Genomic DNA, 24,020 nt, shown 5'->3' with positions numbered 1-24,020 from the left:
GAAAAAGGAATGATCATGAAGCCCGCAGTTCTGGCGTTAGCCGACGGAACCATCTTTCAGGGACAGGCACTCGGGTTCGAAGGCGAAACCGTAGGAGAAGTGGTATTTAATACGGCCATGACGGGCTATCAAGAAATTTTGACCGACCCTTCCTATAAAGGGCAGATCGTGCTGATGACCTCAACCCAAATAGGGAATTATGGGGTGACCCCGGAAGACGATGAGTCGCATCGGGTGTGGGCGGAAGGATTTATTGTCCGTGAAGCGGCCAAGTACCGGAGTAATTGGCGTAGCCGGCAATCTTTTGAAGATTATTTAATTGAGCATCGTATTGTGGCCATTCAAGGGATAGACACGCGAGCACTGACCTGTCATGTCCGTGATCACGGCTCACAAATGGGAATCATTTCTCATGGAGATTTTGAGATCAATGCCCTGCGAAAAAAGGCGAAGGCCGTGCCTTCCCTGGTTGGACGGGACTTGGTGAGGGAGGTCACCTGTCCGGACGCCTATGAATGGACTGAGAGATCCGTTGTTATGGACCCGGCTAGTGGTGACCCATCCATTTTCACTCAAAACACCGCTCAGCCCCCTTTGAAACTGGTAGTCATGGATTTTGGTGTGAAACAGAATATTTTACGAAGTCTTGTGGATCTGGGATGTCGGGTTCGGGTGGTGCCTGCTTCCACGACCGCGGAAGAAGTCCGTCGCCTTAATCCGGATGGAATTGTGTTATCCAATGGCCCGGGAGATCCCGAAGGGGTGCCCTATGCGGTAGAAACCGTCAAGCAGCTATTGGGTTGGAAACCACTGTTGGGAATTTGTTTGGGGCATCAGATATTGGGATTATCCTTGGGATTGCACACTCATAAGCTAACCTTTGGGCATCATGGAGCCAATCATCCAGTCATGGATCTTCGCACCCGAAAGATTGAAATTACCTCGCAAAACCATAATTTTGCTGTTGACCTTCCTCACAAGGAAGGCGCGTGTCCGACATTGACGTCTCAACAGTTTGACTCCTGTGTTGGACGAATGGAAATTACGCATCGGAGTGTGAATGATGGGTGTTGTGAAGGGATGGCGGGCTTAGAGAGTCCCATTCTTTCTATTCAGTATCACCCGGAAGCCTCCCCGGGCCCGCATGATTCTTCGTATGTATTCCGACAATTTCTGGGAATGATGAAAGGCCGTGGATAATGTTGATGACTCGGTGTTATCTGATTCTTTTTCTTTTTATGGTCAGCGGGTGCATCCATATTGATCTTTTCCCGGGAGGAGGAAAACTCCAGGAAGCCATCATTTCTGGTGAAGGAAAGGATAAGGTGTTGTTGATTGATATCTCGGGCATGCTGACGACAGGCAAAGCATCGGGTATCTTGGAGGAACCCAGTCTGCCGGCACGGATCAAAGAGGAATTGACCAAAGCCGAAGAGGATGAACATGTCAAAGCTATCATCCTTCGAATAAATACTCCAGGAGGATCAGTCACGGCTTCGGATCTGGTATATCATGAGCTGAAAGTCTTTAAGAAAAAACGCGCCGTCCCCATTATTGCGGCCATTATGGATTTGGGCACTTCCGGCGGATATTACATTGCGACGGTCGCCGACCATATTCTTGCACATCCCTCAACCATTACCGGAAGTATCGGCGTCATTATGGTGACCATGAATGCAGAAGGGTTGTTGGAAAAAGTTGGGGTCCAACCGGCGGCGATTGTTTCGGGTCCTAAAAAATCTATGGGTTCTCCATTCCGGCCAATGGATGATGAAGAGCGGGCTATTTTTCAAGGGACGATTGATCATTTGTTTGAGCAATTCCTTTCGGTGGTAAAAGAGGGAAGACCCGGATTAAGCATGGAGCAGATTCGCACGGTAGCTGACGGACGGATTTTTACGGCTGATATTGCCAAATCCAAGGGTCTTGTGGATAGCATTGGATATTTGGATGAGGCGATTGATTTGGCCAAAAATGAGGCCAATTTGGAACAGGCTACAGTCGTCACGTATACCAGGGGAAGGGGAACTCAGCAAAATATCTACTCACGGTTTGATCCTCCTCAGATCGGGCCTATCGGGTTTCCACAGGTCGATTCGCATTCTCTATTCAACGTATTGACCGGAGGAACACCACAAATGCTGTATATGTGGATGCCGTAAAATCGATATTGTTCTGATGTAAAACATGTTGTTCCCATGACCAACGATCCACCAGGTTCTGAAAAGGCATTCCAATGGCTCTTGGCCGGTGCGGTATGTGCCATCCTGTTGCTAAGTTCAGCATGTCAAAAGGCTCCGGGGACGGCTAGAGATCAATTAATTTATATTTCGGAAGAAAAGGAAATTGCCCTGGGACTTGCGGCATTTCGCGAGGTGTTAAAGTCGGCACCCTTAAGTAGGGATCCGGAAGTCACGTTAATGGTGAATCGTGTGGGACAACGCATTGCCAAGGCAGCCCAAAAACCTGAATATGTCTGGGAATTCGCCGTCATTCAGGATGATGATCAAGTGAATGCCTTTGCATTGCCTGGTGGCAAAGTGGCGGTGTTTACCGGCATTTTAAAATACACAAAAACAGAGGGCGGGCTGGCAACGGTCATGGCACATGAAGTTGCCCATGCGTTGCAACGGCATGGAGCCGAGCGATACAGTCGTGGAATTTTGGAACAAATTGGTCAACTTGGTGCTTTGGCTGGAGCCGCCGCCGGTGGCGTTGACCCTGGCTTGGCTATTGGGGCCATGAGCGCCTATGGAGTTGGGGTGGCCCTTCCCAATTCCCGTGACCAGGAAACCGAAGCAGATTTTATCGGGCTGCAATTGATGGCCAAGGCCGGCTACGATCCGAGGGAAGCGGTGCCGTTTTGGGAACGTATGAGTGGATGTCCGAGAAAAATGATAGGAAAATTTTGTTTTCGCAGTCAAAATGCGATTCCAGAATTTCTGTCCACTCATCCTTCGGATGTGACCCGAATTAATCAAATTGAAGCCTGGATTCCCCAAGCACTAAAATTTTATCATCCCGAGACATTACCTCCCGAATCACCTGAATCTCCCACTAAAAAACCGATGTCCGGACCGGTTTCAAAATCCTGAGAGCCCATCATGCCACGAAGAAACGACATTCAGAGAATTTTATTAATCGGCTCTGGACCGATTGTTATTGGGCAAGGCTGTGAGTTTGACTATTCGGGAACGCAAGCCTGCAGGGCTCTGAAGGAGGAGGGCTTTGAAGTCATCCTCGTTAACAGTAATCCCGCCACGATTATGACCGATCCGGATCTCGCGGACCGGACCTATGTGGAGCCGATCACGGTCGAAGTCGTGGAAGCCATATTAGAGCGAGAGCGCCCTGATGCCCTGCTTCCCACCATGGGCGGACAGACGGCCCTAAATATCACTGTGGAATTAGTGAAACGGGGTATTCTGGAAAAGTACGGAGTGCAACTTATCGGAGCCTCATATGAGTCGATCCAAAAAGCGGAAGATCGGGACTTGTTCAAACAGGCGATGACACGGATTGGATTAAATGTGGCGGCAAGCGGATCATTTCGCTCAAGAGAAGAAGCCCTACGGCTTCTTGAAACCATTGGATTTCCCGCTATCGTCCGTCCATCATTCACTCTGGGAGGAGCAGGGGGCAATATCGCCTATAATCGTGAAGAGTTTGATACGTATATCGATTGGGCTCTTGTGACCAGTCCTGTGGGACAGGCCTTGCTCGAACAATCGCTTCTGGGATGGAAGGAATATGAATTAGAAGTAATGCGGGACTCCAAAGACAATGTGGTCATTGTCTGCCCCATCGAAAATTTCGATCCAATGGGTGTGCATACCGGAGACAGTATCACCGTGGCCCCTGCCATGACCTTGTCTGATAAAGAGTATCAGCATATGCGAGACGCGGCCATCCGTATCATTCGAGAAATCGGAGTGGATACCGGCGGGTCCAATATTCAATTTTCTTTGAATCCGGACAACGGAGCGTTGATGGTTATTGAAATGAATCCTCGCGTATCGAGGAGTTCCGCTTTGGCATCAAAGGCAACCGGGTTTCCGATAGCCAAGATCGCTGCGAAGTTGGCCGTCGGGTATACCCTTGATGAGATTCCCAACGATATTACACAAGTGACAAAAGCCTGCTTTGAACCGACCATCGACTATGTGGTCGTGAAAATTCCACGGTTTACATTTGAGAAATTTGATGGTGTTGATCGGGTGCTGACAACCCATATGAAGTCCGTGGGAGAAGCCATGGCACTCGGCTCAACCTTCAAAGAAGCGTTGCAGAAGGCTATTCGTTCCCTTGAAACAGACCGATATGGATTGATGTCGTTACATGGCCTGAATGGGAAAAAAGACTCTGCCGGCTCGGCTCATCCGTTGTATGAACGTCTTCAATCTCAGGTTCGAATCCCGACCGCTGATCGCCTTTGGTTTCTGGCTGATGCGTTCCGAATCGGAATGTCCGTAGAGGAACTGTATCATCTGTCGCGTGTTGACCCCTGGTTTTTGCATGAGATTGAAGAACTCGTAGAATTTGAGGCGGAATGGGTTCGTAGAAATAAGGCGGAAGTTGGGAACGATCGTCCACACGACACCCGCAAAGGATGCCCGGATTCCCTGGTGGCTCTCCTTGAACACGCGAAAGGTCTCGGATTTTCAGATCAACGGCTCGGTCAACTTATCGGGAGAGAGGAAGATACCATTCGTCAATGGCGACAGGTCAGGGGATCTGGCTATGGCACAGTGTTTAAAAGAGTAGATACCTGTGGTGCAGAGTTTGAGGCGCATACGCCCTATCTCTATTCCACGTCGGGGTTCTCCTGTGAATCCCGCCCTACTCAAAAAAGAAAAATTATGATTTTAGGCGGAGGGCCGAACCGCATTGGGCAGGGCATTGAATTTGATTATTGTTGTGTGCATGCCGCAATGGCCCTTAAAGAAGAAGGCATTGAAACGATTATGGTCAATTGTAATCCGGAAACCGTCAGTACGGATTATGATATTTCCGATCGCTTGTATTTTGAACCGTTGACCAAAGAAGAGGTCTTGCGAATTATCCTGACTGAACGACCGGACGGCGTCGTCGTGCAATTCGGTGGACAAACGCCTCTTAAGCTGGCCGTCCCGTTAGAGCAGGAAGGGGTCAGAATTTTGGGGACCCAACCTGATGCCATTGACCGTGCGGAAGATCGAAAACGATTCAGTGATTTGTTAATGGAATTGAATCTCCTGCAGCCGCAAAACGGTACCGCACGATCCTCACATGAAGCTCATATTATAGCCGTCAACATTGGCTATCCAGTGATGGTCCGCCCATCGTATGTATTGGGGGGGCGTGCCATGCAAATCGTGTATGATGCCGACGCATTAGATGAATACCTTCAGAGACACGGGATGGATTTGGGAAGACATCCCTTGTTAATTGATGATTACCTTGAAGACGCCATAGAAGTTGATGTGGATGCCATCGCAGATGGGACAGACGTCGTGGTGGCTGCCATCATGGAACATGTCGAGATGGCAGGCATTCATTCAGGAGATTCAGCCTGTTCATTACCTGCCCATTCCCTTCAGGACGATATTCTGAAGACGATCAATCACCAAACCATACTTCTTGCCAAGGAATTACACGTGGTGGGCCTGATGAATATTCAATATGCCGTCAAGGATGGGTCGGTATATATCTTGGAGGTCAATCCTCGCGCTTCCCGCACGGTCCCTTTTGTCAGTAAGGCCATCGGTGTACCTTTGGCCAAACATGCGATGAAAATCATGGCTGGACGAAGCTTGAAAGACTTAGGCTTTACGCAGTGCCCCCTTTTCTCCCACATTGCCATTAAAGAGGCCGTCTTTCCATTTACCAAACTTGGCGTCGCCGATGTCTTGTTGGGGCCTGAGATGCGTTCGACGGGCGAAGTCATGGGGATTGATCGAAGTTTCGGTTGGGCGTTTGCCAAATCACAGGCCGCATCGGGAATGCCATTGCCTTTGGAAGGGACTGCCCTTCTCAGCGTGAAAGATGGAGATAAACCCGCGACGCTTGCTATTGCACAGCGACTGTCGCAGCTCGGATTTTCACTGAATGCCACGAAGGGGACGGCGGCCTTTTTGCGGACACATGGGATCACCGTAGTTACGGTGAATAAAATCAATGAGGCTCGGCCCCATATCGAAGATCTACTCAAAAATAAAGAGCTGTCATTAGTCGTAAATACGGTGGGAGGTGCCTCTTCACAGGATGATTCCGCGCCGATACGCAGGGCCTCCGTCTTCGGCGGGATTCCTTATTTTACGACTATTCAGGCTGCGCAAGCCGCCATCTCAGGAATAGAGGCGATGAAGAAAACATCCATGGAGGTTCGCTGTCTGCAGGAATATCATTCTGCGATGCCAGGCAGGTAGGCCTAAGTGAACCTGACGCGATGTTGGATGATTAACATCCGATTTCCATGATCTAGAGAGGGGAGTGAGGTTTCATGAAAATTCCTATGACCAAAAAAGGGTATGAGGCACTGCAAGCGGAACTGGCCAGGCTGCGACGGGAAGATCGCCCTAAAAACATTCAAGCTATCACCGAGGCTCGTGAACATGGTGATCTCAAGGAAAATGCCGAATATAAAGCCGCCAAGGAGCAACAACAATTTATTGATACACGGATGTCTGAGCTTGAGCATAAACTCAGTATTGCTCAAGTGGTGGAAATATCCCCCGGGCAGAGTGACACAGTCGTGTTTGGGGCCACCGTCACCATTTTAAGTTTAGAGTCACAAGAAGAAAAACGCTATACCTTGGTTGGGCAAGAAGAGGCCGATATCAAAAATGGTTCGATTTCGGTTCAATCGCCTATTGGACGTGCGCTGATCGGGCATCAAGTGGGGGATATTGTTGAAGTACATCGACCCGCCGGAGTTATTGAATATCAAATCCAGTCCATTTGTTTTGAGGAGCTATAATCATGCCTTCCGCCATATCCTTGGTTACGTTGATTACAGATTTTGGGGATGTCGATTATTTTGTTCCAAGTATGAAGGGCGTAATGCTCGGAATTAATTCTCAAATACGCACCGTCGATCTGACGCATCAAATTCCGGCGCATGGGGTTGAACAAGCGGCATTTTTTTTAAAATCATGCTATCAATACTTTCCAGATGGAACGGTGCATGTGGTGGTCGTAGATCCCGGGGTAGGGAGTTCTCGAAGAGCGATTTTGGTTTCAACTTCCAGGCATTTTTTCCTGGCTCCGGATAATGGGGTTTTGACGTATGTCCTTGAAGAGGAAACCGCGATTCAAGTTCGATCGATTGAAAATAAACAATATCGGTTGGACTCCATGGGCGCGACCTTTGATGGACGGGATTTATTTGCGCCTTCCGCAGCCTGGTTGACGAAGGGGCAGGTTCCCGGTTCGTACGGGCGCCTCATTCATGATTATGTCAAACTTCCCCTTGATCCCCCACGTATGGATGGACATGCCCTCCATGGGCGAATTGTCTATATTGACCATTTTGGCAATGCCATCACGAATCTGACCTTGACCGACATAGAGACGTTTCGATCCGTGACCAAGAAAGAATACTCCGGGCTCAAAATTGGAGAGGTGGTCATCAAGGGAATAAAAACACATTACGAAGAAGGTGCCTTGGGATACCCGGAAGGTCTCATCAATAGTAATGGGCATATCGAGATTTTTGTGAAGCAAGGACGAGCCGTGGACCGATGCCAATTGCGCATTGGTCAGACGGTTGAGCTCATCTAGTCTAGGGGACGATTCAATACTTCCGGAGGTGATGGTCTGGGGAAAGATGTGCTGGATGCACGGACCACTGACATGGCCAGTTTTAAAATAGACACCATTTGATCGAGTTCTTTGGCACTTGCCGAAAGGGGGGGAATGAGAATCATAATGGTCCCGATGGGACGGATCAGCAGGCCTAATGTTCTCGCAGTCATGGCTATTTTCTGGCCAATACGTTCGGAGGCAGGGAATGGCATTTTTGTGGATTTTTGTTGAACCAATTCAATCCCAACCATAAAGCCACATTGCCGGATATCCCCAACCCAAGGGTCTTCGGTCAGGGAGTCAAGAGCTCTGCGAAATTTAGGGATCCGTCGTTGAAGTTTTGCGAGAGTTCGTTCACTCTTAAAGATGGCAAGGTTGGCCAGAGCCGCCGCGCATCCCAAGGGATTTCCCGCATAACTATGTCCATGGAAAAATGTTTTGTTTTCGTGCCCTTCTCCCAAAAACGCTTGATAAATGGCGTTTGTCGTCAGTGTGGCGGCCAATGGGAGATAGCCTCCCGTTAAACCTTTGGCAATCGCCATGATATCCGGAGAAATGTCTTCATGCTCACAGGCAAACATCCGACCTGTTCGTCCAAACCCGGTGGCAACCTCATCGGCAATAAACAGGACCTTGTACCGCGTGCATAACTCCCTGACGCGTTTCAAGTATCCTGGAGGCGAAGGAATGATCCCGGCGACCGCTTGCACCATAGGCTCAAGAATGAGGCCTGCAATTTCTTGATGCTGTGTGGAGAGAAGTTTTTCAAGCGGATCAAGACAGGCGAGCCGACATTGAGGGAAATGCAATTGAAGGGGACATCGATAGCAATAAGGTGGCTCCACGTCATGGCTTGCAAAGAGGAGTGGAGAAAAAGATCTGCGGAACAGTTCGACTCCGCTGAGGCTCATTCCTCCCACCGTGTCCCCGTGATAGGACATGCCAAGATGGATAAACCGTGTTTTTCGTGGTTGGGGATTCGGACATTGTTGCCAATACTGAATAGCCATTTTTGCGGCAACTTCAACGGCGGTGGAGCCGTTGTCGGAATAGAAGACTTTTTGTAACCCTTTGGGTGCCAGGCGAATAAGGGCCTTTGCCAATTGAATGGCTGGTGGGTTGGAAAGCCCCAGCAACGTCGTATGAGCCACCTGGGTCAGTTGATGACGAATGGCCTCATCAATGCGAGGATGTCGATGCCCATGAATATTGACCCAGATGGATGCCGTCGCATCGAGATAGGCGTTGCCATCCATATCATAGACATAGGAACCTTTTCCGCGTCTGATGATGAGAGGAGGCTGGCGTTCCCATTCCTGCATTTGGGTAAAAGGGTGCCACACGTACTCACGATCGTCTTTTTCTAATACTGTGCGGGTCGTATTGAGAGTCATGGTCGTTTTTCAGGAAATAACCTAGCGGAATCCATTGAATTTTGACAACCTTTTAGGGTCACATTACAATCACAGTCACTTCGAATGAGTAAAGCCTTTCCTCAAACCCACATCCGCAATTTTTCAATTATTGCTCATATCGACCACGGCAAATCTACTCTTGCCGACCGGTTTTTGGAGATCACCGGTGCCGTATCTGCACGTGAGGCCCGTGCGCAATATCTGGATGCCATGGACCTGGAGCGTGAGCGCGGTATTACGATCAAAGCGCATGCCGTCACAGCACGATTTCGGAGTTCGGATGGCCAGGAATATCAGTTTAACCTCATTGATACTCCTGGACATGTGGACTTTGCCTATGAGGTATCACGCAGCCTGGCGGCCTGTGAAGGAGCACTGTTGTTAATCGATGCCACCCAGGGCGTGGAGGCCCAGACAATCGCCAATGCCTATCTGGCAATTTCGAATGATTTGGTGATCATTCCTGTCATTAATAAAATTGATTTGCCGAGCGCTGATGTCGAAGGGGTCAAAGTCCAAATTCGAGATGTGTTGGGGTTGTCGAGTGAAGAGGCATTTTTAGTCAGTGCCAAAGATGGACGAGGGGTAAAGGAGGTGCTTGAAGGAGTGGTGAAAATTATCCCGCCCCCCGTCGGTTCAATTGAACAACCGTTAAAAGCCCTGATTTTTGATTCCTGGTTCGACAATTACCAGGGCGCCGTGGTGCTCCTTCGAGTCATGGATGGAGAAATCACCCCCAATATGATGATTAAGCTCATGTTTTCCGGACGTGAATTTGAAGTCCTGGAGGTGGGCGTCTTTTCACCGAAACGAACCAAGGTGAACCGGCTGGGGCCTGGGGAAGTCGGGTACATCTGTGCCGGGATGAAAGAACTATCGGACACTAAAATTGGCGATACCATTACGGATTCAAAGCGCCCGACAAGCATGGCCTTGCCCGGTTACCGGGATGTCAAACCGGTAGTCTTTTGCGGGTTATATACCACCGACAATGCCAAGTTTGAGGACCTGCGGGATTCTCTGGAAAAGTTGCAGCTGAATGATTCCTCCTTTGTCTATGAACCGGAAACGTCTCTGGCCTTGGGATTTGGGTTTCGATGTGGGTTTTTAGGGCTTCTCCACATGGAAATTATTCGGGAACGCTTGGAACGGGAATACGGACTCGATCTGATCAGTACCGCCCCGACGGTGGTGTATCGTGTGACGACCACCAAAGGCGAAACCCTGGTCATCGACAATCCCTCCAAACTTCCGGATCCTTCACAGATCGAACGAATTGAAGAGCCTTATATTAAAGCCACCATGATTACGCCTGAGCGCTATATCGGAAATGTTCTTCAGTTGTGTCAGGAACGTCGTGGCATTCAAGTCGGGCTGCAATATCTGGATCCAACCCGATCCATGTTAATCTATGAGATCCCTCTCAATGAAATTGTGTTAGACTTCTATGATCGCCTGAAATCCCGCACACAAGGGTATGCATCCTTGGACTATGAATTGCTCGGCTATCGCGAGTCCGAATTAGTGAAATTGGATTTATTGCTGAATGGGGAGACGGTAGATGCGCTCTCCATTATCGCCCATAAGGATAAAGTGCAAAGCCGCGGGCGACAATTAGCCGAAAAAATGAAAGAACTCATACCCAAGCAAATGTTCGAGATTGTCATTCAAGCGACCATAGGCAAACGCATTATTGCCAGGGAAACCATTGGCGCACTCAAGAAAAATGTTACGGCCAAGTGCTATGGTGGGGATATTTCCCGAAAACGCAAATTATGGGAAAAGCAAAAAGAAGGGAAAAAACGGATGAAACAATTAGGGCGTGTCGAAGTCCCTCAGGAAGCTTTTCTGGCTATTTTAAAGACCGATCCGAACTGAACCACTGATGACCACTCAAGATCCGCAACAACAAAAAATGACCGAATCTTCCGAAAAAAATCTTCAACGGGAATCTTCGGTTACCTCAAGTTCCCAGGATATGGAGATATCCAAAAAATCCATTTTTCGAGAATATGCCGAGGCCTTGATCATTGCGATTATTCTGGCTCTAACCATTCGGGTCTTTGTGGTCCAGGCCTTTAAGATCCCATCAGGGTCGATGATTCCGACCTTGATGATTGGCGATCATATCCTCGTATCCAAACTGGCCTATGGGTTTCAGATGCCGAAAGACTGTGAGTTTCAGGTCTCGTTCCCCCCCGTGACGTGTTTTTCTTCAACGATCGTGATGAATTTTGATCCTCCGTCGCGTGGAGATATCATCGTGTTTCGTTACCCCGAGGATGAAAACAAGGATTTCATTAAGCGGGTGATCGGGCTTCCTGGTGATACCATTCATATTCAAAATAAGCACGTGATTGTGAATGGACAGCCATTGTTGGATGAGGGGTTTACGCAGAGGGTCGACCCTGGAATTATTGATGGTCGTATCAATCCTCGGGATAATCTTGGGCCCTTAACCGTTCCTCCGGACTCCTACTTTGTGATGGGTGATAACCGTGACCAAAGTTTGGACAGTCGGTTTTGGGGATTTGTGCGAATGGATAAAATTAAAGGCAGGGCATTCCTCGTGTATTGGTCATGGGATGGGCAGGGAGCTTGGACCGATTGGATCCGATGGGAACGAATCGGGAAGATCATTGAATAGTGAGGGCCAACTCACTTGACTCACCCAAATTTCAGGCTTGTGCTGATTCAAGGATGAAACCGCTATCCGTTGCCCCATCGATTTCCGCTCGGAAATTCAAGGAATATATTCAACGCTTCTCCCGTGCTCGCATTCTGGTGGTCGGAGATCTCATTCTCGATCATTATGTCTGGGGCAAGGTGCATCGGGTCTCTCCGGAAGCGCCTGTCCCGATTGTTCATGTGGATTCTGAATCGTACAGAATGGGTGGGGCAGCGAATGTGTATCATAATATTCTGACATTGGGTGGACAGGCTGAATTGTGTGGCATGGTCGGTGCGGATCATGTTGGGAAACAATTCCTTGCAGATATTCGACGATCGTCCCCGGTTACTTCCGGTGTCTTTGTCGACTCTAGTCGTCCTACCATTAAAAAAACCAGAGTGATTGCCCACAATCAGCAAATTGTTCGATTTGATGTGGAACAACGCCATGACATTTCGTCTCAACAGACAAAGAAAATGATAAAACATGTGGCTTCCCGTCTTCCTGAAGTTTCCTGCCTGGTGATTTCCGATTATGCGAAGGGCATGATCACCCTGGACCTGATGAAGGCCATTCATATTCTGGCTGATCAATTCGGCGTTCCGGTCGTGGTGGATCCGAAGGTTGAGCATATGGCGTATTATCAGGGAGTGACGGTTATCACACCCAATCATTTCGAGGCCAAACAGGCAGCAGGATTCCTCCCAAGCCAGGATGTTCCGGTTGAACAAATCGGCCTGGCTCTCCAACAACAATTACAGTGCCAGGCAGTCGTTATCACGAGAGGAGAGGAGGGAATGAGTATTTTTGAAAAGACGGGCCAATCATGGACCATCCCGGCCGTGGCTCGACAAGTCTATGATGTCACCGGCGCAGGCGATACGGTCATCAGTACTCTGGCATTGGCGCTGAGTGCAAAAGCCCCCCTTCCTGAAGCTGCGGTATTAGCCAATCAGGCCGCAGGTATTGTCGTGGGCATGGTGGGTACCGCCACCGTGACGCGGGCGCAACTTCAAGAGGCTTTACTTCATGGCCACAACTGATTCCCAGGTCAGCCTGTGTATTCCTGCTCGTTACGGATCGTCTCGATTTCCGGGAAAACCCCTTGCCCTCATAGCCGGAAAGCCCCTCATTCAGCATGTCTATGAAGCGGTTCAACAGGTTTCGCAGGTGGGACAAATCCTGGTTATTACCGATCAGGAATCCATTGAACAAGGGGTTAAGAGTTTTGGTGGAGAAGTCTGTCTCGTTAAGGAATTCTGTCGAACCGGAACGGACCGGGTGGCGAAAGTGGCTTCCCAATTGAAATATGACGTAATTGTGAATTTACAAGCTGATGAAATTCCTCAACACCCTGGGTTGCTGGGTGATCTTATTCTTCCTTTTTTGGCTTCTCCAGCAGGGGTGGGGACGTTGAAAAGACAGCTACACCGACCACAGGACCTAACCAATCCGTCAATCGTAAAGGTGGTAACCGATATCAATGGGCAGGCCCTGTATTTCTCACGGAGCCCGATACCCTGCTGGCGCGACGGGGTACCTTCTGAGAATACTCAAATCGCCTATATGCATTTGGGAGTATATATTTTCAGGAAATCAGATCTATTACGATTTGCCGGGTTGCCATCGGGATATCTGGAAGAGGCGGAAAAATTAGAACAATTGCGGGCCTTAGAACATGGCCTTCCGATAATGGTTTGGGAAACGGAACATGAATCCATTCGTATAGATATTCCTGAAGATGTGATGACTGCGGAGGGTCTTTTAAACAAGCACTCCTGTAAGCCGAAAGAGAGACTGTTGGGGGCCGGAGAGAGGGTTGAAAATAGATAGAACAATATGGTGGAGTCGAGAGATTCAAGGGAGGCCCTGTGGGTCATTATCCAACTAATCAGAAAACATCATGAGTAAATTTCTTTTTGTGACAGGTGGAGTAGTCTCGTCCCTAGGGAAGGGATTGTCTTCTGCGGCTATCGGGCATTTATTGGAAAGCCGTGGCATGACGATCACCTTTCTGAAGCTGGACCCTTACATTAATGTCGACCCGGGTACGATGAATCCCTATCAGCACGGGGAAGTCTTTGTCACCGATGATGGAGCGGAAACTGACTTGGACCTGGGGCATTATGAGCGATTTACCACAGTTCAGTTGCACCGGGAAAATAATTGTACGACGGGACGGATTTATGAATCGGTGATTCAAAGGGAGCGAAGAGGAGAATATCTTGGAGCGACGGTCCAGGTCGTCCCCCATATTACGGACGCCATAAAGCAGACGATTCTCAGTGTGGCCCATGACGTGGATGTGGTGATCGTGGAAATTGGCGGGACTGTCGGTGATATTGAAAGTCTGCCTTTCTTAGAAGCCATTCGACAAATGCCCTATGAGGTTGGTCGGGAAAACGTCCTATATATCCACCTCACTTTAGTGCCCTATATCGGAACGGCTGGGGAACTCAAAACCAAACCCACGCAGCATTCCGTCAATAAACTTCGTGAAATCGGCATTCAACCCAATATCCTGTTGTGTCGGACCGATCGATTTCTCCCTCCTGGCGTGAAAGATAAAATTGCCATGTTTTGTAACGTGGATAAAGGTTCTGTCATCACGGCCAAAGATGTGGATTCCATCTATGAGGTACCGATTATCCTGAGAAAAGAAGGCCTGGATGAACTTATTGTCCGTTTACTCCATCTTGAAACGCGCCCACCGAACCTTCGGGATTGGGATATTTTAGTCCAGAAGATTAAGCGGCCACGACATGAAGTCACGATTGCACTGGTTGGCAAATATGTAGAATCTCGAGAATCCTATAAAAGTGTGTCGGAAGCCCTGACGCATGGCGGATTACACGATGAAACAGGGGTTCATATTCAATGGGTGGAGTCGGGTGACATTGAAAAGGACGGCCCCGAACGTTTGTTAGCTGATGTGGATGGAATCTTAATTCCGGGAGGGTTTGGGCTTCGAGGGATTGAAGGAAAAATCGATACGATCCAGTATGCCAGGGAGAGGCATCTTCCCTTCTTTGGCATTTGCTTGGGTATGCAATGTGCGGTGATTGAAATTGCCAGAAGTCTAGGCGGACTCCAGCATGCCAATAGTTCGGAATTCAATCCGGAGACGCCGTATCCTGTAATCGACCTCCTTCCCGAACAGCGATCCATTCAAGAAAAGGGGGGGACCATGAGATTGGGAGGGTTCCCCTGTCGATTGATTCCCAATACGCTTAGCTTTGCGGCCTATGGGCAATCGGATATTCGTGAACGACACCGCCATCGCTATGAATTTAACAATGAATATCTGGAAGCTTTGACTTCAAAGGGTCTGACGATTAGCGGGACATCCCCTGACGGACGGCTGGTAGAAATCATCGAATTGGAAGGGCATCCCTGGTTTGTGGGTACACAATTCCATCCAGAGTTTCAGTCTCGCCTGTGTTCTCCTCATCCTCTTTTTTCTGCATTCATTGGCGCCGCACTTCAAAGGAAATTCGGCACGTAACGATCTGGATTTATCATGGTTCAGCCAACTCAAATCGACATTGGCCCGTTCTCCGTTGGCGGGAGTTGCCCGCATTTTTTAATTGCGGGGCCTTGCGTGATCGAAAGCGAGAAATTGGTTATGGAGACCGCTGTTGCAATTGCGGAAATTGCCAAGGATCTTCGCATCCCCTACATCTTTAAGGCGTCCTATGATAAGGCTAATCGCACTTCGATTTCTTCATTCCGGGGGTTGGGCATAAAGGAAGGATTGAAAATCCTCAAGAAAATTAACCGTGAGTTAGGGATCCCCATTCTCACGGATATTCACGAAGTCCAAGATGTTTCTGAGGTTGCTGAGATTGTAGATGTATTACAAATTCCGGCTTTTTTATGTCGACAGACCGATCTGCTAGTTGCTGCCGCAAAATCCGGTCGGGTGGTCAACGTGAAAAAGGGACAGTTTCTGTCCCCTTGGGATATGGCGAATGTTGTCCATAAACTGCAGGAGGCCGGGAGTAGAAAAATTTTCTTAACTGAGCGGGGGGCTAGCTTCGGCTATCAAAATCTTGTCGTCGATATGCGCTCATTACCGGTTATGAGAAATCTGGGATACCCGGTGGTATTCGATGCAACCCATAGCGTGCAATTGCCTGGCGGGGGGGGGACGGTCTCTTCCGGACAACGCGAATTTGTGGCGCCCTTAGCCCGTGCGGCGGCCGCGGCTGGATGTGACGGATTCTTTATGGAAGTCCATCCCCGTCCGGAAAAGGCACTATCCGATGGGCCAAACATGGTAAAATTGAGTGAGTTGCGAGGTTTATTAGGACAACTTCAAGCCATTTGGCAGGTGACCGGAAAGGGAGAAATCTCTCCTCTTACTTGAGTTTTTACAAAGAAATATTTGAATCTTCATGAATCAATCTGAAGTGGTAAAAGAAAAGTCTGAACAAAATGATGTAATTATGGGAGAAGTCTATCTCAATCTTCCAAATTCTCTTACTCTCTTGCGCATCCTGTTAATTCCTGTTTTTGTCTGGTTATTCTCTGAATCTAGTCCTGACCGGGCCCTGGCAGCCGCCCTGGTGTTTGCTTGTGCGGCTTTTACGGATTTTCTTGACGGATATTTGGCCAGAAAAAGCGGTCAGATAACCAATTTAGGGAAATTGCTGGACCCGGTTGCCGATAAACTCTTGGTGGCCTCCGGACTTATTCTTCTTGTGCAATTCCAGCGTGTTGCGGTGTGGTTGGCTATTGTGATGATTGCACGCGAAATGATTGTGACCGGAGCCAGGGTGGTGGCAGCGAAAGAGGGATTTGTGGTTCCAGCGGACTCTCTTGGGAAATTCAAAGTCATCGGGCAAATCGGAGGGATTCTGTGCCTTATTCTTCAAGGGGTTTGGGCTCAAAGTGAGGGGGCCATGGCTACTATTGGAACCGGACTGTTGTATATTGCCTTGTTTTTCTCTTTATTTTCCGGCTGGCGATATCTCATGCAAATCTTTAAGAAAATCAGTCCGCAATATTGGTAGGAGTGCTCACAGTCGCTCGGAATGGATATATATTTATTAGGAGTGGTCAGCGCTTATCTCTTAGGATCTATCCCGTTTGGCTTAGTTGTTTCTCGCATTTTCGGAGCAGATGATCCGCGCACACAGGGAAGCCAGAACATCGGTTTTACCAATGTTCTGAGAGTATCAGGTAAAAAAGTAGGAATATTAACTCTAATTGGGGATTTAGGGAAAGGAACGGTTGCGACCGTTATCGCTGGCTTCGTCGGGTTTCCTTGGCTCTGGATTCTTATCATAGGCTTTACAGTCCTTCTTGGTCATGTATTTTCTCTATTTTTAGGATTTAAGGGGGGGAAAGGAGTCGCCACGGCCTTAGGAGCCATTATTGGAATACATCCGCTGATTGGATGGCTTCTTGTTGGTGTGTGGTTAGGAGCGGTTTTGGTATTTGGATATTCCTCAGGTGGCGCTCTACTGGCTTTTAGTGTGTTTCCATTCTTGGCCTATTTCCTGACTTTCGACTACTATTTCTCCTTTTTTGCTGTTGGAGTGACTGCCGTCATTTTTTTCTGCCACAAAGAAAACATTCTCCGTCTTATTCAGGGGACCGAAAGCAAAATGAGACTTTTCTCTATTTAACATAATATTTATTATCCGACGCTATGAAATATAAGGTTTAGGATGAATTTAGGTATTTTTTCACCCATATTTACATTATGTTGCCTTCTTTTGTGTATTTATCCGTCACCCGCGGTCAGTCAAACAGCCAAAGAACTTAGAGGGCTAGAGCTTCTGGGCGATATCGAACAGGCCATCACCAGTCTGGCTGAACGGGTGACCCCTACGGTAGTTAATATTACACCGATTCGTGAGATTGCTCAGGGACAAGGGTTTCAGCGACGGGCGCCATTTTCTCAAGGGAGTGGCTCAGGTGTTATCGTGCGGGAGGATGGCATTATCGTCACTAACAATCATGTAGTTGGGGAAGACGCCAGGGAAGCAGATATCCGGCTATCCGATAAGTCCAACATGATTGCCCGGGTGATTGGACGTGATAAAGAAACCGATATAGCGGTCCTCAAAATTGAATCTGACCGGAAATTTCCAGTCGCTCATTTTGGGGACTCCAATGCCTTGAAGGTGGGTCAATGGGTATTGGCTGTCGGAAATCCGATGGGGTTAGACCGCACCGTGACCTTAGGAGTAATCAGTGGGATTGGAAGGGAACGACTTAATTTATCCCGCTATGAAAATTTCATTCAAACGGATGCCGCAATCAATCCAGGGAATTCAGGAGGGCCGCTCTTTAACCTTCGAGGTGAGGTGATCGGGATCAATACCGCCATAATCCATATGGCGCAAGGCATAGGATTTTCCATTCCCGCCGATATGGTTTCGCGGGTGGTTGATCAACTGGTGTCCCAGGGGCGAGTGGTTCGTGGGTGGCTTGGTGTCGGGATTCAATCTCTCACGAAAGAACTTGCCGAACAATTTGGGATTAAGGAAGGCCATGGGGTTCTCGTCAACGAAGTGTATGAACACGATCCCGCCCATGTGGCTGGGATTAAACCAGGGGATATCATTGTGTCGGTAGACAACAGCTCGGTTGATTCGCCCAACCAACTGTCGAGACTTGTTGCGCGAGTTGGACCTGGTGAAAATGCCAAAATTCTTGTGTTACGGGACGGAAAAGAGTTGACCTACTTGGTGCCGATAGTGGAAAGGCAGGAAAAATCCACGCTGGCCTCACTCCCCTTGGAAAAATCAGAGGTCACCTTAGGGCTTGATGTCCAGGGGCTCACCGCTGCACTCGCTGAGCAATTTGAATTAGAAGAGACCGTGGGCGTGCTTGTGACAAAAGTTGAACCAGGCGGTCTCGCGAACTCTGAGGGGATTCAGGAAGGAGATTTGATTAACGAGGTTAATCGGAAAACGGTCCGGACCGTTACCCAATTTTCCGAGGAAGTCGCCAAAGTGAAGCCGGGTCAGACCATTCTACTTCGAATTATTCGAAAAACAAGAGCCTTTTTCATTGTGATCAAAACGCTGCCTTAAAGCCTCCCCTACTATGAGTAAGAGGGGGGTTAATGGGACGAAACGGCTTCCTTTTCCTTTTTATGCTCTTCCACAATACGATTAAGGCAATCCTTGGGTACCTCCTCGTAACCTGAAAATTCCATCACATAACTACCCTTCCCAGCCGTCATGGACGTCAGGGAGGGAGCATACTTCAGCATTTCCGCTAGCGGCACAAAGGCCTTCACAATTTGATTGTGCCCCTTCGTCGCCATTCCCTGTATGCGCCCACGGCGCGAGTTAAGATCTCCAATCACGGTTCCCACCAAATCATCCGGGACGAGCACATCGACGGACATAATGGGTTCAAGAATCGTGCTTTGAGCGGCCTCCAGTGCATGCTTGAGGGCCATTGATCCGGCCACTTTAAAGGCCAACTCCGAAGAATCGACGGGATGATGAGATCCATCATAGACAGCCACGCGAATATCCACGATGGGAAACCCGGCAACAATCCCATGTTGCAGGGCTTCGATCACGCCCTTTTCCACTGCGGGGATGAAATTCCGTGGGATGACGCCACCCACAATTTTGTTGTGAAATTCAAATCCGGCCCCTCGGGGAAGGGGCTCTATTTGTAGCCAACAATCTCCATATTGTCCATGCCCACCGGTTTGTTTTTTGTATTTTCCTTGAGCCTGGGCCATACGATGGATCGTCTCTTTATAGGGGATTTTCGGCATGTGCAAGTCCACTTCTACACCATACTTGCGTCTCAGTTTGTCTAAAGTGGCATCGATGTGGCTCTGCCCTACTCCACTTAATAGCATTTCTTTTGTCTCTTCATTCCTAAGAAACTCGAGAGAGGGGTCTTCTTCAACTAACTTATGTAGACCTAAGCTGACCTTGTCAATTTCATTCTTGCTTTTTACCTCCAAGGCATACGACATGACCGGCCGCGCTATTTTCAGGCCTGGGAATATAATGGAATGTCGTTCATCGCAAATGGTGTCGCCTGTTTGAGTATCCTTTAATTTACCGATGGCCACAATATCTCCGGCGGAGACCTGATTAACCTGGTGATGCTTCTTGCCCACGGAGAAAAAAAGATGTCCACCCTTCTCCTTGGTTTGCCGGGAGGCATTATAAAATCCTGAATCTGCATGTAGGGTCCCTGACAGCACTCGCACAAATGATAGACGCCCCATAAATGGATCGATGGTGGTTTTAAAGACGAAAGCTGAAAATGGATCTTGTGGATCAGATTTTCGTTGACCTTCGTCATGCGTCTGAGGTTGCAGGCCAATATTGGGATGGAGACTGGAACGATCGGAGGGAGACGGGAGATATCGTTGTATCGCATCGAACAGGGTTGTGGTTCCAATGTTGCGAATAGCAGATCCGCACAATACCGGAACAAGCTTCCCCTCTAATGTGCCGAGCGTCAATCCATCCTGTATATCTTCATTTGAGATCTCACCTTGGGAGAGATATTTTTCCACCAATTGATCATTCGTTTCTGCCACCTGTTCCATAGCTCGACGCCGGAATTCATTCGCCATGGATTGGTGTTCCGGAGCTATCTCCGTGTTGTGGGTTTTGGACGTGCCGGAAGCCGGAGTTATGACACTCCTCGAAATGAGATCAATGACCCCGGTCAGTGTGGATGCTTCTCCAACGGGAATGGTGATTGGGACTCCGGTGAATCCCAATGTTTTTTCACACTCTGCCAAAATCGAGCGATAGTCCGTTCGTTCTTTATCCAGTTCATTGATAAACAGGAGACAGGGAAGTTCGTGTTCTTGAATGAGGTCCCAGACTCGTTCGATTTCTGACCGTAGCCCTGTACTGGCCCCCACAACAAGCACCACGCCATCCACCGCCCTGAGAGCGGATTGCACCTCAAAGGCATAATCGCTCATTCCCGGTGTATCTATAAGATTGATTTTTGTGCCCTGCCATTCGAACTGGCAGATGGTCGAACTAATGGAATGGTGCCTGTGGACCTCTTCAGGTTCAAAATCACCAATGGTGTTTCCCTGAGGAATGGACCCCATGGTCGGGATGACTCCCGTGGAAAAGGCCAGTGCTTCACAGAGGGTGGTCTTTCCTGCCCCCGGGTAGGAACAAATGACCACGTTACGGATGGATGGGGCCGATTCGTGTGGCATGCGAACCTCCTCTCAATTTCCTTGAATTTTAGGTAGGAGAGGAAGGAGTGTCAATGAAAAAGAATAATGGCCTGTCAGGAGATCAACGCTCTTTTGATTTTATCGTCAGTGGACCGACAGATAAGACTTCAAAAAACCTGCACGGTGATTCGCGGTGAAAAAATATTCAGGCAAAATTTTCCCAGTAAATTCTGAGATTTTCTCTTGAAAATGGATTCGAGCATTTTGTTCGAAAATTCTGGCACTCAGGTTGCTCTAGTGTCCTATCCAAGAGAGTAAAAATTGATGCCAATTCCATGGTGGCCCATACACCGGTATCAATGAACGAAACGATGTAAGTCGTTTCATCTCTCACCCTCTTCTAGTACAGGCTGATGCAGACATCGGGATCTCTTGAGGTCCAGGGAACGTCTTGCGCTAAAAAGTAGGTATTAACACTTAAATTTCTGTGGGGGATCGCATGAGCACATTGACACCAGAGTTGGCAGGTATAAATTCAATGAATCAATTTGCTGGATCGAAGCAGGTCACTCAGGAGTTGGTTCCTGGTGATCCTTCCGGCATCCGTCACCTCTCGCCCCTTCCCTTCTCTTTGCATTGTCTGGGAGGGGTTTGGGAAGGGTATCTTGTTGGATGGCACGGAGACAATCTGCAATTGCGTTTGACCGGATTCCCTCCCATAGAACTCTCGCAGATCATTGAATTGAAATATGACATTTCAGGTCAAGATCATCTCTTCAAAAAATTTCATGGAATGATTAAAGATATACAGGTGGAACCAGGTCAGACCGCTTGGGAAGGGACAACTGACATTCTTTTAGACTGCCCCACAGAGAATGATGCCATTGGTTTCTTTTCGTCAGGTATGAAAGTTCTGCTCCCTCAAGGAGAGAGCCTCATGGTGCATGGACATGCTTTAAAGAATTCGTTCAATTCGTCCTGGAATATTCATAATCACGAACTCTCCGACTCAACACCAGGTGTGTCTTTTCGTGAGAAGGAAGAAAAAGAACCGAAGGATGGGTCTCTTATTCTTCAAAAAACGGGCATATCCAGCAGTCGTCTCACCATTAAAAAAGACAATGGGCAGCGGATTAGCGCTTACCATGACCAACCGACTGAGGGAAATTCAACAGAAGAACCGGTCGTCGTTATTGCCCCGGGGTATGGGGAAACCAAACGGGATTATTTGACCTTGGCGTATTACTTTGCCAGCAATGGATTTCATGTCGTGCGCTATGACCACACCAATCATGTCGGCGAGAGTGACGGACTGCACTATCAGGTATCCCTTTCATCAATGAAAAATGATTTTCAAACTGTGACCCGTTATGCGAGGGCCACTTGGCCGCACTCAGCCATAATCGGTGTGGCTTCCAGCTTAGCCTCGCGAGTCGCTCTTAAAGCCGAGGCTGAATGTCCATCATTATCCCTCTTGATCATGCTCATGAGCATTGTCAATGTCCAGCGGTCTGCAGCCACGGTTCATCAGGAAGATCTCTTTGCAGCCTATGGGGATAAGCAGTGTCCTGCCTCGGCAAATTTTTTGGGCTTCAATGTAGGCAATCAATTTTTGGGTGATGCCATTGCCAACAAATTCGTCACGATTGAGCACACGCTGATTGATGCGAAATCCTTAACCTCCCCTGTCATACTGGTTTCCGCTGAGAAGGATGCCTGGGTTGCTCCCGAGGATCTTCAAGCGTTTCGAAATGCATTGGATCGACGTCTTGAGCATTGGATGGTGGTACCAGATGCATTGCATCGTCTACAAGAAAACCCCAAAAGAGCCCGTGAAACCTATCGACGACTCATTGCACAATGCCATAAGCAAGTGAATCAGAAAGCAGATCCGGATGTGATCCATACTCCCAATCGATTAGCTTTGGGACGCCAAAATCGACAAGAAAAATTTGCGCAACAACAACAGGCTGAGACCGACGTCGGCGCAGGCTTTTGGCAGGATTACCTGGGCCACTTCCAGTCGGTGGCCCAATGCCGGGATTATGTGAAACTCCTTGATCATGTGTTTCATGCCTTAGGCCCCATCACTCCTGGCCAACGGTTTCTGGATGCCGGCTGTGGAAATGGTAATGCCGGGTTATATTTTTTGGATAAGCTTTCCTCTACCATTTTGAATGGGATCCCGTTCCTAGAAAAGTCCATTCAATATGTGGGGATTGATGTCGTTCCTGACGCGTTGAAACGGGCTAACAACGCGATGCTTGCCACCACCACGAAATGGCAACATGGCATAACCTCTCCGACACCCTTCGTCACGAAGGCATGGGCGCACGTAGATTTAGGGCAGCCGCTCCCCTTTCCCGACAACCGATTCGACCGGATTGTTTCTAATCTGGTAATTGGATATGTCCAGGATCCAGGCGCTACCTTACGAGAACTGTATCGTGTTCTCGCTCCAGGGGGACGAATCGTTATTTCCAATTTAAAACCAAATGGTGACTTTTCCGGCATCTACCAGAGTCTGGTCAGTAGTGCGGCTCTCCCACAACAACGAGAGGAAGCACGGGATCTTTTGAATAATTACGGAAAAATCCGACAGGCCGAAAAAGAAGGGCAATTTTGTTTTTATGATCAAACCCAATGGGAATCGATCGTCGCCACCTTGGGCTGTACGAATGCTGGTATTTTTTCAACTTTTGCAGGACAAGCGTACCTCGTTGTTTTAGACAAACCAATTGTCTGCACACAAGCGCAAAAGCCCATCCAAAATGCAGAACCATGCTCTACCCGAAACCAGCTGCCAGGGATTCTGAAGCAAGTGGCATAGGATGGCCTCTATCTATCTATCTATAAATATTTTTCAGGAGAACCGCATGGCGTGGATAAGACCTCAGTATGACAATGACGACCTTTGATTGTACAAAAGAGTCTCGTTCAGGGAAGCATAAGAGGAGATATCCCCCGCGGACATTCCTGAACTTACCTCTTTTGACTTCTGCCTGTA

At 48.5% G+C, this 24,020-nt stretch carries 18 protein-coding genes; 16 read left to right on the top strand and 2 right to left on the bottom strand.

What is annotated here, in order from left to right; genetic code table 11:
- Positions 1-15 precede the first annotated feature (15 nt).
- The 6 genes from carA to PQG83_RS05615 all read left to right on the top strand — a co-directional run bounded on the left by carA (position 16) and on the right by PQG83_RS05615 (position 7,761).
- The gene (carA, locus tag PQG83_RS05640) at positions 16-1,200 is read left to right on the top strand and encodes a glutamine-hydrolyzing carbamoyl-phosphate synthase small subunit (RefSeq protein ID WP_312747685.1); all 1,185 of its coding nucleotides are present in this window, start codon (positions 16-18) and stop codon (positions 1,198-1,200) included.
- A 5-nt stretch (positions 1,201-1,205) separates the two neighbouring features.
- Positions 1,206-2,162 (top strand): signal peptide peptidase SppA, encoded by a 957-nt coding sequence (gene sppA, locus PQG83_RS05635; protein ID WP_312747683.1) that lies wholly within the window; start codon positions 1,206-1,208, stop codon positions 2,160-2,162.
- Positions 2,163-2,198: 36 nt separating this feature from the next.
- On the top strand, positions 2,199-3,095 hold the full coding sequence (locus tag PQG83_RS05630) for a M48 family metallopeptidase (RefSeq protein WP_312747681.1): 897 nt from the start codon (positions 2,199-2,201) through the stop codon (positions 3,093-3,095).
- Positions 3,096-3,104: 9 nt separating this feature from the next.
- The gene (gene carB, locus PQG83_RS05625) at positions 3,105-6,407 is read left to right on the top strand and encodes a carbamoyl-phosphate synthase large subunit (protein WP_312747679.1); all 3,303 of its coding nucleotides are present in this window, start codon (positions 3,105-3,107) and stop codon (positions 6,405-6,407) included.
- Positions 6,408-6,481: 74 nt separating this feature from the next.
- A complete protein-coding gene (gene greA / locus PQG83_RS05620; protein WP_312747678.1) occupies positions 6,482-6,958 on the top strand; it encodes a transcription elongation factor GreA in 477 nt (158 codons plus the stop codon).
- 2 nt (positions 6,959-6,960) lie between these two features.
- Positions 6,961-7,761: an SAM hydrolase/SAM-dependent halogenase family protein gene (locus PQG83_RS05615; RefSeq protein ID WP_312747676.1), complete on the top strand. Its 801-nt coding sequence runs from the start codon at positions 6,961-6,963 to the stop codon at positions 7,759-7,761.
- On the opposite strand, the gene bioA is transcribed toward PQG83_RS05615, so the two are convergent.
- Positions 7,758-9,179: an adenosylmethionine--8-amino-7-oxononanoate transaminase gene (gene bioA, locus PQG83_RS05610; RefSeq protein ID WP_312747675.1), complete on the bottom strand. Its 1,422-nt coding sequence runs from the start codon at positions 9,177-9,179 to the stop codon at positions 7,758-7,760. The two genes, PQG83_RS05615 and bioA, sit on opposite strands and share 4 nt — an antisense overlap.
- Positions 9,180-9,263: 84 nt before the next feature.
- Between bioA and lepA the strand changes: the two genes are divergently transcribed.
- The 9 genes from lepA (at position 9,264) to PQG83_RS05565 (ending at position 18,920) form a co-directional block, all read left to right on the top strand.
- The gene (lepA, locus tag PQG83_RS05605; RefSeq protein ID WP_312747673.1) at positions 9,264-11,078 is read left to right on the top strand and encodes a translation elongation factor 4; all 1,815 of its coding nucleotides are present in this window, start codon (positions 9,264-9,266) and stop codon (positions 11,076-11,078) included.
- Positions 11,079-11,178: 100 nt separating this feature from the next.
- Complete coding sequence (gene lepB / locus PQG83_RS05600) at positions 11,179-11,847, top strand: signal peptidase I (protein WP_376753575.1); 669 nt, start codon at positions 11,179-11,181, stop codon at positions 11,845-11,847.
- A 53-nt stretch (positions 11,848-11,900) separates the two neighbouring features.
- On the top strand, positions 11,901-12,914 hold the full coding sequence (rfaE1, locus tag PQG83_RS05595; protein ID WP_312747670.1) for a D-glycero-beta-D-manno-heptose-7-phosphate kinase: 1,014 nt from the start codon (positions 11,901-11,903) through the stop codon (positions 12,912-12,914).
- The gene (kdsB, locus tag PQG83_RS05590) at positions 12,901-13,704 is read left to right on the top strand and encodes a 3-deoxy-manno-octulosonate cytidylyltransferase (RefSeq protein WP_312747668.1); all 804 of its coding nucleotides are present in this window, start codon (positions 12,901-12,903) and stop codon (positions 13,702-13,704) included. The genes rfaE1 and kdsB overlap by 14 nt, the downstream gene beginning before the upstream one ends.
- Positions 13,705-13,774: 70 nt before the next feature.
- Positions 13,775-15,376 carry a CTP synthase gene (pyrG, locus tag PQG83_RS05585; protein ID WP_312747666.1) on the top strand — a complete coding sequence of 534 codons (1,602 nt, stop codon included), beginning with the start codon at positions 13,775-13,777 and terminating at the stop codon, positions 15,374-15,376.
- A gap of 15 nt (positions 15,377-15,391) precedes the next feature.
- Positions 15,392-16,240 carry a 3-deoxy-8-phosphooctulonate synthase gene (kdsA, locus tag PQG83_RS05580; protein ID WP_312747664.1) on the top strand — a complete coding sequence of 283 codons (849 nt, stop codon included), beginning with the start codon at positions 15,392-15,394 and terminating at the stop codon, positions 16,238-16,240.
- A gap of 28 nt (positions 16,241-16,268) precedes the next feature.
- Complete coding sequence (pgsA, locus tag PQG83_RS05575) at positions 16,269-16,886, top strand: CDP-diacylglycerol--glycerol-3-phosphate 3-phosphatidyltransferase (protein ID WP_312747662.1); 618 nt, start codon at positions 16,269-16,271, stop codon at positions 16,884-16,886.
- Positions 16,887-16,907: 21 nt separating this feature from the next.
- Positions 16,908-17,504, top strand: coding sequence for a glycerol-3-phosphate 1-O-acyltransferase PlsY (plsY, locus tag PQG83_RS05570; RefSeq protein WP_312747660.1), 597 nt, complete (start codon positions 16,908-16,910; stop codon positions 17,502-17,504).
- A gap of 42 nt (positions 17,505-17,546) precedes the next feature.
- Entirely contained in the window at positions 17,547-18,920 is a 1,374-nt protein-coding gene (locus tag PQG83_RS05565; protein WP_312747658.1) for a trypsin-like peptidase domain-containing protein, read from the top strand.
- A 29-nt stretch (positions 18,921-18,949) separates the two neighbouring features.
- Here the strand turns inward: PQG83_RS05565 and fusA are convergent, their stop codons facing one another.
- The gene (gene fusA, locus PQG83_RS05560; protein ID WP_312747656.1) at positions 18,950-21,052 is read right to left on the bottom strand and encodes an elongation factor G; all 2,103 of its coding nucleotides are present in this window, start codon (positions 21,050-21,052) and stop codon (positions 18,950-18,952) included.
- 499 nt (positions 21,053-21,551) lie between these two features.
- Between fusA and PQG83_RS05555 the strand changes: the two genes are divergently transcribed.
- Complete coding sequence (locus PQG83_RS05555; RefSeq protein ID WP_312747654.1) at positions 21,552-23,843, top strand: methyltransferase domain-containing protein; 2,292 nt, start codon at positions 21,552-21,554, stop codon at positions 23,841-23,843.
- The last annotated feature ends 177 nt before the right edge of the window (positions 23,844-24,020 follow it).

Source organism: Candidatus Nitrospira neomarina, assembly GCF_032051675.1.
Classification (GTDB): Bacteria; Nitrospirota; Nitrospiria; order Nitrospirales; family UBA8639; genus Nitrospira_E; species Nitrospira_E neomarina.
This window is presented reverse-complemented; position numbering and strand designations above follow the sequence as displayed.